Source organism: Streptomyces sp. NPDC043908 (assembly GCF_056435525.1).
Window position 1 is genome coordinate 734,564 of sequence record NZ_JBWKEI010000001.1, and the last position, 10,853, is coordinate 745,416.

The window sequence follows — 10,853 nt, forward strand, 5'->3', positions numbered from 1 at the left end:
GGAGTCGTCTGGGTGTCTGCTAGCAAGAAGCACTCACCTGCTGAACACCCTTGACGACTGAGAGGTTTTTCTGTTGCGCAACGCAACTCGTACCACGCTGGCCTGCATGTCCGCGGTGACGGCCGTGTCTGGAGTCATGGCCGCGGTAGTGGTCACCATGGCTGATGGCTCTGTCTTCAACAGCGACGGTTCCAAGGCCGCCGCATATGCCCAGGGCTACGCATGGGCGAAGAACAGCGGGGAGGGAACGTCTGACGGAAACGGGTACAGCGCGTCCGCGTCAGCGTCGTCTGTCGCCGTTCCCTCCGGGGCTTCCGTGGACCTCCGCAGTATCTACGACCCGTCGCCCGCCGGGTGTCAGGCATACGCGGTGCTCGTCGGTGCGGAAGACCGGAAGGAGTGGCTGCGAGGCTGCAAAGAGGCCCGGTACGTGCAGTTCGGAAAGCTGCACTGGGGACGCTCGTAATAAGCACCGGGCCCGCACGGAGCCAAGCGCCCGGGGACAGCGCCCCGGTCACGTCGTCGGTGTCTGGTCGGCGGCCAGGGCCCGTGTGCCCGGGGCGCAGGCAGCCTGGAGCGCCGCCAACTCTGCTGCGGGCAGTCGCAGGGAGGTTCCCTGGCGGCTGCCGTCCAGGCGGGCGACGCCGGTGTCGAGCCACTGGGGGAGTGGTTCGACACCGATGAAGTCCGCCAGGCGGGTCAGCTCGTTGCGGGGGTCGGCAAGGAGGTTTTCGTAGGCGAGGGTGGTCCGCTGGGGTGAGGGCACGGCGGCAAGGTCGGCCACGCCCTGGACGATGAGCTGTGACCACAGTGCGCCAAAGCCGGGAAGCGGCAGGTCAGAGTCGAGGACCAGCGCGGAATCGAAGCGTTCGGTCAGCAGCGGTGACAGGGCGGGTGGCAGAGCACGGATCTGCTCCTCGGTGAGGTTCTCGATCCGGTCGGCCCCGCTGCGGGCGAGGATTTCCCGTAGCAGGAAGATCAGTCGGTAGCCCGTGTGCCGGCTCATGGACAGCGCGCAATCGGGTCCGTCCCTGAACAGATGCACGAAACGTGCGTGCGGGAAGACCTTGTGCAGCAACGGCACCCGGTGCAGGGAGTAGCCCGATCGCTCGACCACCGCAGTGCGCCCTTCGCGGCTGCCCAGGAGGCTGAACAGGGCTGCGTACTGGTCCGCGGCAGTCCGCGGCGGCCACCCGCGCACTTGCTTTTCCAGGTCGTCGAACAGTTCGTCCGGCCGGTCGGTGAGGTGCGGAAGCACCATCAGCGAGATCGCGGGGATGCCTGTGCTTTCGGTCGCGAAGCGTCCAGGACGGCGCGTATAGAGGAACTCCGGCATCGGAACCCCACTGCGGATCATCGTCTCGAACTGCGGATTGGGCTCAGTCAGCAGCCGCCAGAACTCCTCACCGTTCACGCGGCCTTCGGGGAAACCCCGGCTCTGCACCGACGACAGCAGTTCGTTGAGGCTGAGGACATCAGGATGCGCGTGGACGATGCCCGACAGCGCGGTCGACCCACTACGGCCTGTTCCGACGACGAAGGTCAATGTGCGCACGTCAGTGATCTCCCTCGCAGGACGACCGTAGCGATCGGGAGCAGACTTCCCCCTGGTACCGCGATCTATCCCTGGCCACGTGCCCAGCCGGTGCGGCGTGGCGCCGATCCGCCTCGCCTTGTTCGAGAGCCGAGAGCCGAGAGCCGAGAGCCGAGAGCCGAGAGCCGAGAGCTGGCTGTTGGCCGGGCGTGCGAGAAATGGTGGCGACCACCACCAACACGCCCACCCCAACACGCCTGCGCGGGGCGGGCGTGTGCGCAGGATTTCGCCGATACGAAGCGCTTGTGAACGCGTGGGCGCATTCGTTGACAGATACACAGGCGCTCGATGAGGCTCCTGACCCATGCAGATGCCCGGTGGCCAGACGGCCACGCTTGTGGAGCGCCGCCACGTCGACCTGGTACGTGTCGCGAGCGCCATCTGTCGTCGCGCTGTCTGAACCGACTCCCTTTCTTTCGACTCTCTCGGGTACGTGACGCCGTGGTGCGCCGTGCCCTGCTCAGGAGCGCACTGTGTCCTCGTACGACGATTCCCCCCTGACTCGGCTGTCCCCACCGTCCCCACCGTCCCCATCGTCCCCGCTGTCCCGGCGGTCCTTCGGCGGCGCTGTCGCCGCAGGCGTCACCGCTGCGGCCGTTGGCGTGCCCGCCGCCGACGCCCAAGCGCAAACCCCGGAGCGCGAGCAGCCGTTCAAGGCGGCGCCGCACCGACGGGCCAAGCGGCCCAACATTCTCTTCATCCTCGGCGACGATCTCGGCTGGGCCGATCTGTCCTGCTACGGCGCCCCGCACATCAAGACCCCGAACCTGGACCGGCTCGCGCGGCAGGGGGTGCGGTTCACGGATGCCTACGCCGGGTCCGCCACCTGCTCGCCGACCCGGTTCAGCCTGTACACGGGGCGCCTGCCCGGACGTACGAAGGGTGGTCTCGCGGAGCCGATCGCGGACAGGTCCGTCGGGCTCGACCCTTCCCACCCCACGCTTGCCTCGCTGCTGCGGGAGGCGGGTTACGCGACCGCGCTCATCGGCAAGTGGCACTGCGGATATCTGCCCGACTACTCGCCCACCAAGTCCGGTTGGGAGGAGTTCTTCGGGAACTTCGGCGGGGCCCTGGAGTACTACTCGAAGTTGGGGCTCGGCGGGGAGTACGACCTGTACGCGGGCGACAGACACGAAGGGGATGCCGAGTACAAGGACCTGCGGTATTACACGCGCATCCTCACCGAGCGCGCCGGCGAGTACGTCCAGCGCGACCACGGCGGCCGACCCTGGCTGCTGAACCTCAACTTCACCACTCCGCACTGGCCTTGGATCGCGGAGGGGGACGAGGAGGAGAGCGCCGAGATCGTCCGCAGGATCAAGGCGGGTGCGAAAGGTGCGCTCTGGCACCAGGACGGCGGTTCCGTCGAGAAGTACGCGCAGATGGTGCAGGACCTGGACCGGTCGGTCGGTGTCGTGCTGCGCGCTTTGGAGAAGTCCGGCCAGGCGCAGGACACGGCGGTGTTCTTCGCCTCGGACAACGGCGGTGAGCGCTTCTCGTACAACTGGCCCCTGTCGGGCAACAAGGCCTCGCTCCAGGAGGGCGGAATCCGCGTGCCGACCATCGTGCGGTGGCCCGCACGCCTCGACGGCGGGCAGGTCAGCCATGAGCCGGTCTTCACACCGGACTGGACTGCGACGCTTCTGGAGATCGGAGGGGCGCGCCCGCACCCGGCGTACAAGTTGGACGGGACCAGCCTGGCTCCCTATCTACTGAAGGGTCGGCCGCTCGCCGAGCGTGACCTGTTCTGGCGTGTGCGCGGGGAGCGTGCACTGCGGCGCGGGAAGTGGAAGTACTACCAGGGCAAGAACGGCCAGGACCACCTGTTCGATCTGTCGAAGGACCAGCGTGAGCAGGCCGACCGAGCCGCGGACGAGCCGAGGCTCCTGGGCGAGCTGAAGTCGGCGTGGGAGGAGACGGACAGGGGGTTGCTGGCGTATCCGGCTGGGTGAGAGGTGGAACCCGACCGTCCCGGAGCAAGCCCAGGGGACCACGGTGATGCAGAAGGACCGTGGTCCACGCCCGCTCAGCAGTGGCCGACGCCTTGGCATCCGGCGGCGAGGCGGGGGCGAAAACCCATTGGTGGGCCGCTGCGGTCTCTGCTACTTTGCCCGAGGCCGTGCGAGAGAACGAGGAGGTGGTACCCGTGAACGCAGTATCGACGTGGGTGCTCTCCTCCGGGGTCACGGTCGGGCGATAGGTCGTCCGGGAGCGCCTTTCCGCACTCCCGAAAGGCATGACCATGCCCCTGCACTTCACTTCCGAACAGCGCTTCGACGACGGCGTCCTCGAGCGCCCGTTCACCCTCGGTGAGATCCCCGGCATCCTCTGGACGCCTCCGTCCGCCACCGCATCCGCGCCGGCACCGCTGATCCTCCTCGGCCATCCCCCGCTCGGACTGGAGAAGATGTACCCCCGGCTGGTAGGCCGGGCTCGGCAGGCCGCGGCGGACGGTCTCGCCGCGGCCACCATCGAACTGCCCGGAAGCGGTGACCGGCCCCGCTGGCCCGGTCTCGATCAGGCCCGCGCGGACCTGCGCCAGGCCATGCGGGCGGGGGAGCCGGTCGGCGAGGAGATCGTGGACCGGCTCGTCCTCCCGCTGGTCGAGAGGTCGGTCCCGGAATGGCGGACCGCCCTGGACGCCCTCCTGTCGCTGCCGGACATCGGCGGCCCGGTCGGCTACTCAGGAGGAGTGATCTCCATCGGAATCCGGCTGGCGGGGGTCGAGCCGCGCATCGCGGCCGCCGTGCTGTTCGCCGGGAGCCTCGTGCCACGCGCCATGTTCGACGAGGCCCGGCAGGTCACGATCCCGCTGCACGTCCTGCTGCAGTGGGACGACGAAGGCAACGACCGGCAGGCCGCCTTGGACCTGTTCGACGCCTTCGGCTCCAAGGAGAAGACACTGCACGCCAATCTGGGCGGCCACAGCGGTGTCCCGCAGTTCGCGGGGGACACGGCAGCCCAGTTCCTGGTCCGGCACCTGAAGTAAGGCCGGGCGGGCCGCCCACACCGGCGGAAGGCGGGCCGGGGGAGGACGCGGCTCACGGAGGGGCGTTCTTGGCCTTTCGTGCCCTCCGAGGTGCGGGCCCCTGTCGATCCGGCAGGGGCCCGCACCGGCTGGGGCCCGCACCGCTGAGGGGCTGCGGCCCGCGTCAGTCGACGGATAAGTCGGTGGAGGGCGTGTGGCCTGGCCTGTTACGGTTCGGGGGCCGGCCGCGGGACTCCAGTGCGACTTCCGGAACCTGCCTATAAAGCAATGATTCGCTGCTCGTGCTCCCCTTCCCCGGCCGGCATCAGCACTCCTGGGGGAAGGATGCGAATGGACTCGGAGTCGTACGGGGACCTCGTCGCAGCCGATGATGTGCTGCTCTTCGTCAACGCGGCGATCACCTCCACCGGCCAGCGTGAGTTCCACAGCGACGCGGACCGGCAGCGGCTGTCCCTGGACTTCCTCCACGCGTACATGCTGGGGAACTACCGCGACCTGTATGCCGGGGTCCTCGCGCTCGACATCAACGACCACAACGCCGTCCTCATCATCCGAGGGCTGCTGGAGACCCCTGGTGAGGCCACGGCCGACCAGCGCCGCAGCGAGGGCCGCCTCATCGCATCGCGCCTCGCGCGGATGCCGCCCCAACGCGTCTACAAACTGTTCGACGCCCTGCGCCGGGCCAAGGTGAACAACCGACGCACCCGCGCGATCATGCGTGACTGGCTCTCCGCCCGCCAGGACCTGGCGTTCGATGCCGTGAAGTACCGCGGCAGCCTCAAACGAGCCCTTCGTCATGCGCACCTGACCCCTGGCACCGAAGAGCTGGGGACGTTCATGTTCGCGCCGGCGGCCCACGCGCACTATGCGACACCCCTGTTGGAGACGTGGCGCCGTGCCCACTACGAGCAGTCCGCCCTCTATGAGCTGCCCTATACGGTCGCCGAGGGCTTCGCCGCCAAGCACGGCATCCCCCGGAACGTCTTCCTGGAGCGCATAACTCCGCGGCTGACGCGCCTGGAGACCTTGCGGCTCCAGGAGTCCGCGCGGGCTCGCGAGATCACCGGGGTGCAGGCGGATCTGGCGAGGATGCCGCTCACCCGCCTGGCGACGTATGTGCTGTCGCTGCCGCTCGAGGAGCGCGGGCGTCGGCGTGCCGAGCTGAGCCGTGCTCTGGAGTCGGCCGCCGCCCGGGTGGCCGGCTCCCACCGGGGGAGCTGGGGGAAGGTCACCGCCGCCCTGGACGACAGCTTCTCCACTTCCGGATCGGCGCACAAGCGTCGTCGGCCCCTGGCCGTGGCTCTGGCCTGCCACTATCTGCTCGCGGCTCTTGCCGATGACTACATCGCGCTGTGGACGTCCGGTCGGACGGATGCGCTGCTGACCTACCCGTACGGGCCGTCGCCGGTGGGACGGCGCATCCTGGACGCACTGGACACCGCCCCGACCCGGTTGGTGATCGTCTCCGACGGCTGGGACAACGCCCCTCCCGGCCTGGCCGCCGAGGTGCTGCGTATCTGGCGGACCCGGCTCGACTCCGAACGCCGCACCAGCATCGTGCATCTCAACCCCGTCTACGACGCCGCCGACTTCGACGTACGCCGACTGTCACCGACGGTGCCCACCGCGGGCATCCGCGACGCCGAGGACCTTCCCGCCCTTGTGGAACTGGCCCAGTTCGCGGAGGGCCGTACCGGTCTGGCCGAACTGATCGCGTACATGGACACCCGCGCGGCCCGCATGACGCAGGCACACCCCCAGGAGGAGGCGCGATGACCACCTTGAACCTGAACGGGCTGACTCCTCGCCCTTCCCAGGTGTGGAATGCCGTGCGACTGGTGCCGCTCGTACGCGACGAGCCCGTCCACGGCCTGCGTCTGGGCGCGCAGCTCTACGGAGCTGGGGCCGGACTGGTGGACCTCGGTGCGCGCGGGACCTATACGTCCTACATCCCGCACGGATTCGTTGCTTCGTGGACCGAGGACGGCACGCCCGCAGCCGCCTACGGCACCCATCTGTCCGCCGACGGCAACGCGGCCCCGGCCGCCACCATGGGCCTTCGCTTCCACCACCGGATGGCCCGCCGCCAGGCCAAGGACCGGCTGCGGTTCCTGCCCCTGCACCTGGCGCTGGAAGGCTATCTGGCCCTGCACTTCGGCGGTCCGTCCGTGGCCTGGGAGGAGTGGTCACAGCGCGCGCTCCGCCAAGGACTCTCGCCGCGCGTCGAGGAAGCCTACGTGGGCGGTGAGGTACGCGGGCTCACGGACGCCCTGCGCGTCTTCGAGATCCACCCCGGCCAGTGCGGTGTGCTGCTCTACGTCGCCGACGCGCCGGCCGCCGCGTTCGTGGTCCCTCACCCGGACGACTACCGTGCGCTCCACGCCACGCTCGTCCAGGACCTGTACGGTGAACTGATCCACCACTACGCCACGCTGATGCCGCCGGTGGGGGACTTCCGTGCCCGTATCCCCGACGCGCGGATCCGCTCCCTCGCCGACCTGCGTACGGCCGTCGCCGAACAGGAGCGGGCGTGGACGCACTTCCACGACACGACCATGGCAATCGGTTTGCTGGAATCCGCGTACACCTGGCAGACGGTCTACCGGATGGGAGGCTTCACGCTTTGCCGCTTCCTGCCGGAGTTCCGCCCCAAGCAGGAGAACCACATCGGCGAAGCCATCACCGACGCCAGCGGCAGGATCGCCTACCTCAAGACCTTCCGTCTGTCGGAGACCCAGGTCCGACGGGGTCACCTGCTGAGCGTGCTTGCCGCCCATGACTGGCACCTGGCGGACGCGGCGGTGGGCCTGGGCATCGACGAGGCCCAGCTGGGTCTGCGCCTGGAGTCCGCCGGCTTCCGATTCCTGCTGCGCCGGGACGTGCTGGACGGATACCGCAAGCAAGCACGAACCCGTACGGGACGAGCACCGCGCGACCGGTGACCGGTGAACGGTCGAGGGTGTCGCCCCGAGCGGGTGGAATGCCGGGCCCCGCAACGGGGTTGATGCCTGGCAGACGATCTTTGCTTCCAGTGCAAGTGCGGAAGTGTGGATGCGCGCCCGCCGGTGGTCAGCCGGGCGGTGTCGCGCCGCGAGCAAGGGGGGATGCCATGGGGCGGTCCGCGGTCTCTGCCGACACCAGGACGTCGGCCGACGGGTCGGGCTGGTTCTGTGAGATGGTGCCGAGCGTGCTGACGTCCACACCGCCCAGCACTCAGCGCACGTCAGACGCCCACGCCCAGTACACCGGACTGGATCTCGGCCCGGTGAGGGTTGCATCGGTCGCGTTCTCACGGGTGTGCTCACGCCGGATGGCGACCCCGGTCCGGCGGGAGGATCCCGGCTCGTATCAACTGGCCCTTGCCACGCAAGGCGCTTTCAACATCTCCCGGTTGCGCAATGCGTCCGTGGTGGCGGGTGGCCTCGTCTTGACGGACACCTCACGTCCGATGGAGAACATCGGCTTCAGCGACTACGGGGCGGTCGAGGCGATCGTGCTACAAATCCCTCGCACGGTCCTGCCCCTACGGCCCGACAGGGTGGACCGCATCCTCGCACAGCCGGGCCCCGCGCCTGCGGGAACCGGCGGAGGCATGGCCAAGATCCTCGCCGACTTCCTGCACTCCTTGCACCACCACGGCCCCCGGTGCGAACCCGACGAGCTGCGCCACCTGGGCTCAGTCGCCCTCGACCTTGCCACCGCTTGCCTGGCACAAAGACTCGGCACCCAGTCCCAGGGCGAGCAGCCGCTTCGGACACCGGCCGAGGCGCACGCCCAGGCGATGCTCCAGCGTGTCCTCCAGTTCATCGACGACAACCTCCACGACCGCGAGCTGACGCCTCAAGCCATCGCCGACCGGCACAACATGTCCCTGCGCGGCCTTTACACACTCTTTCGCGACCAGCCGGTGAGTGTCGCCGAATTGATCCGCCGCCGCCGACTGGCCCGCTGCCACGCAGAGCTGGCCCGCCCCGAGTCGCGCCACCACACGATCGAGGCCATCGCGGCCCGCTGGGGTTTCGCCAGCGCCACCGCTTTCGGCCGTGCGTTCCGGAACGTGTACGGGATCACCCCCGGCGAACATCGCGCAGCCGCCCGTCCCTGAGGGCAGCTCCCGGTGCCGGCAGTCGGATCCTCCGACAGCGTGACGACACGGTGCTGCGGTGCGCGCCACGCGGCTGCGGCGCGCGTGTGTGCCGACACCCCCCACCTGCGTGAATAGCGCCCCGTGTGGAGACAGCCGGGTGGCGCCGGTGACAGGGGGAATCGACGACTTCGTCCTGGCGTTGTCGAAGTATGGGTGATACCTCCCGTTACCGTCCTGCCGAGCCCGAGCCCGAGCCCGAGCCCGAGCCCGAGCCCGAGCCCGAGCCCGAGCCCGAGCCCGAGCCCGGGTCCTTTGCCGTACGGGAACGCCTCGCTGCGGACCGCGCCGATACGCTCGCGCGGGCCGCCGCGCTCAGCCGTGACTTCGACGGTATCGTCGCGGCGAACGCCCTGATCGCGGTCGACGACGAGCACGACCCCGAAGGGGGCACCACGGCCTTCGAGCGGGCTCACGTGGCTTCCCTGATGGCTGCGGCGCGCGAGCACCTGGAAGAGCTGGACCGCGCCCTGGAACGGCTGGAAAGCGGACAGTACGGGCGGTGCGAAGTCTGCGGCGGGACGATTCCGCCCGAGCGTCTGGAGATCCGTCCGGCGGCGACCCGCTGTGTCGGCTGTGCGCGCACGGGCCAGTGATGGCCGCCAAGCCCCTGACGCCGATGGGTGCCTGTCAGTCCCTCCCGTATCCGTCGTGTCCGGGACCAGGCTGGTGTCTGCGATGGCAAAAGCCCCTGGATACGGCGGAGTTGGTGCTCGCGGGGACTCAAACCAGTGATAATCGCGTCGGCGCGTGAGTTCCTCGCCCGTTGCGGAGGGTCGCACCGATACGCGCCTGGGCATTGATGTGCCGGCACTTCTCCGGCACCCATCCCAGGGCGGAAGCACGAACTCCACCCACCGTCCCCACCCCCTCACTCGGGAGAAACTCGATGATCGATGGTCTGAAGTTCCCCGAAGGCGTCGGGCAGACGGCGTTGGTCGTCGCCTGGACGCGACAGATGGAGAGCCAGCGACCCGACGCCCTGTTCCACGACCCGTTCGCCGACGAGCTGTTGAGGGCCATCGCCGAGGACCAGTCCTTCACCGAAGTGTCCGACATGGTCACCCGGGCGAGCCTCAGCACGCGCGAATACCCTACGTACTTCGCGGTACGCACCCGGTTCTTCGACGACGAGCTGCTCAGCGCCATGCGCGCCGGAATCCGGCAAGTGGTCACTCTGGCTGCTGGAGTGGATGGACGGACCCTCCGGTTGGACTGCCCACCCGGAACACAGTGGTACGAGCTCGATCTGCCGGACATGACGGCCTTCAAGGACGCGCTGATCGCCAACTCGCAGCTGGCCGCCACGTGCGAACGACACGGAGTGGCCGCGGACTTGACCGCCAACTGGCCATACGCACTGCGCGAAGCGGGCTTCGACCCCGGCCGACCGACCGCCTGGCTGGTGGAAGGTCTGCTGATGTACCTCTCCGACGAAGAAGGGGATGCCCTGCTCTCCGCACTCTCCGCGCTGTCCGCTCCGGGCAGTCGGATCATGCTGGAGCAGCTGGCGGCGGTGATGCTGGCGGACGAGGGCAAGCCCTCCCGCGAACGGCTCGCGTCGCAGGGTGCCCGCTGGCGGTCCGCCCGGGACGACTTGCAGTCGTGGCTGGCAGGCCACGGTTGGCATGCGGAGGTCTACAGCGGAGCCGACCCCCGCATCGGGCACGGCCGCACTGTCTCCCGTCTGCCGGCCTGTTGGGTGGCGACCGGAACGCTGACAAAGCGTGCGGATGCCGCCCCGGCTGGCTGAAGGTACCTCTCTGATGAAGGTACCTCTCTGAATTCCCTCTGCGGAGGTCTCGATGCGGCGCGGCGAGGCGCCGCCTGCGCGGCCGGGGGGGGGAAGAGTCCTGAACCGCGCCGCCAAAGAACCTCCACGTCACCGTCCAGACCTCCTCGTCAACACCCGGTCGACACCGTTGATTTCCAGCCAATGTCCATCGTCCGTATCCGCGCGGCGGAGGCGTAGGGAACGTACGTCCGAGGTGGGAACATCCGTGCGTGTCCGATTTCCGGCCGGGGAGTCCGCCGAAGAGGAGGGACCGGTTCCTGAGCGCTTGTGTGCGAACTTCCGGGGAACGGGCCGCCGTTCTGTGAGGGTCCTGTGCGAATGTGTGCGCTCC

Annotated in this window: 10 protein-coding genes; 9 read left to right on the forward strand and 1 reads right to left on the reverse strand. The window is 68.8% G+C overall.

What is annotated here, in order from left to right; translation table 11 throughout:
* Window positions 1–106: 106 nt before the first annotated feature.
* Window positions 107–466, forward strand: coding sequence for a hypothetical protein (locus AC069K_RS03430; protein ID WP_478611693.1), 360 nt, complete (start codon window positions 107–109; stop codon window positions 464–466).
* A 48-nt stretch (window positions 467–514) separates the two neighbouring features.
* On the opposite strand, the gene AC069K_RS03435 is transcribed toward AC069K_RS03430, so the two are convergent.
* A complete protein-coding gene (locus AC069K_RS03435) occupies window positions 515–1,555 on the reverse strand; it encodes a sulfotransferase family protein (protein ID WP_478611695.1) in 1,041 nt (346 codons plus the stop codon).
* A gap of 349 nt (window positions 1,556–1,904) precedes the next feature.
* On the opposite strand from AC069K_RS03435, the gene AC069K_RS03440 reads away from it, so the two are divergent.
* The 8 genes from AC069K_RS03440 to AC069K_RS03475 all read left to right on the forward strand — a co-directional run bounded on the left by AC069K_RS03440 (window position 1,905) and on the right by AC069K_RS03475 (window position 10,480).
* A complete protein-coding gene (locus tag AC069K_RS03440) occupies window positions 1,905–1,994 on the forward strand; it encodes a putative leader peptide (RefSeq protein ID WP_478612014.1) in 90 nt (29 codons plus the stop codon).
* A gap of 97 nt (window positions 1,995–2,091) precedes the next feature.
* Window positions 2,092–3,546, forward strand: a complete 1,455-nt coding sequence (locus AC069K_RS03445; RefSeq protein ID WP_478612017.1) for a sulfatase family protein — start codon at window positions 2,092–2,094, stop codon at window positions 3,544–3,546.
* A gap of 296 nt (window positions 3,547–3,842) precedes the next feature.
* Window positions 3,843–4,583: a dienelactone hydrolase family protein gene (locus AC069K_RS03450; protein ID WP_478612019.1), complete on the forward strand. Its 741-nt coding sequence runs from the start codon at window positions 3,843–3,845 to the stop codon at window positions 4,581–4,583.
* Window positions 4,584–4,907: 324 nt separating this feature from the next.
* Window positions 4,908–6,359 carry a hypothetical protein gene (locus AC069K_RS03455; protein WP_478611697.1) on the forward strand — a complete coding sequence of 484 codons (1,452 nt, stop codon included), beginning with the start codon at window positions 4,908–4,910 and terminating at the stop codon, window positions 6,357–6,359.
* Window positions 6,356–7,525 (forward strand): ARPP-2 domain-containing protein, encoded by a 1,170-nt coding sequence (locus AC069K_RS03460; RefSeq protein WP_478611699.1) that lies wholly within the window; start codon window positions 6,356–6,358, stop codon window positions 7,523–7,525. Before AC069K_RS03455 ends, AC069K_RS03460 begins: the two co-directional genes overlap by 4 nt.
* A 245-nt stretch (window positions 7,526–7,770) precedes the next feature.
* Window positions 7,771–8,688, forward strand: coding sequence for a helix-turn-helix domain-containing protein (locus tag AC069K_RS03465; RefSeq protein WP_478611701.1), 918 nt, complete (start codon window positions 7,771–7,773; stop codon window positions 8,686–8,688).
* Window positions 8,689–8,879: 191 nt separating this feature from the next.
* Window positions 8,880–9,323, forward strand: a complete 444-nt coding sequence (locus tag AC069K_RS03470) for a TraR/DksA family transcriptional regulator (RefSeq protein WP_478611703.1) — start codon at window positions 8,880–8,882, stop codon at window positions 9,321–9,323.
* A gap of 293 nt (window positions 9,324–9,616) precedes the next feature.
* A complete protein-coding gene (locus tag AC069K_RS03475) occupies window positions 9,617–10,480 on the forward strand; it encodes an SAM-dependent methyltransferase (RefSeq protein WP_478611705.1) in 864 nt (287 codons plus the stop codon).
* Window positions 10,481–10,853 lie beyond the last annotated feature (373 nt).

What these genes read in the sequence shown, in the direction of transcription:
- AC069K_RS03460 (WP_478611699.1), top strand. Translation starts at nt 6,356, where the DNA reads ATGACCACCTTGAACCTGAACGGGCTGACTCCTCGCCCTTCCCAGGTG.
- AC069K_RS03475 (WP_478611705.1), top strand. Translation starts at nt 9,617, where the DNA reads ATGATCGATGGTCTGAAGTTCCCCGAAGGCGTCGGGCAGACGGCGTTG.
- AC069K_RS03430 (WP_478611693.1), top strand. Translation starts at nt 107, where the DNA reads ATGTCCGCGGTGACGGCCGTGTCTGGAGTCATGGCCGCGGTAGTGGTC.
- AC069K_RS03455 (WP_478611697.1), top strand. Translation starts at nt 4,908, where the DNA reads ATGCGAATGGACTCGGAGTCGTACGGGGACCTCGTCGCAGCCGATGAT.
- AC069K_RS03440 (WP_478612014.1), top strand. Translation starts at nt 1,905, where the DNA reads ATGCCCGGTGGCCAGACGGCCACGCTTGTGGAGCGCCGCCACGTCGAC.
- AC069K_RS03470 (WP_478611703.1), top strand. Translation starts at nt 8,880, where the DNA reads ATGGGTGATACCTCCCGTTACCGTCCTGCCGAGCCCGAGCCCGAGCCC.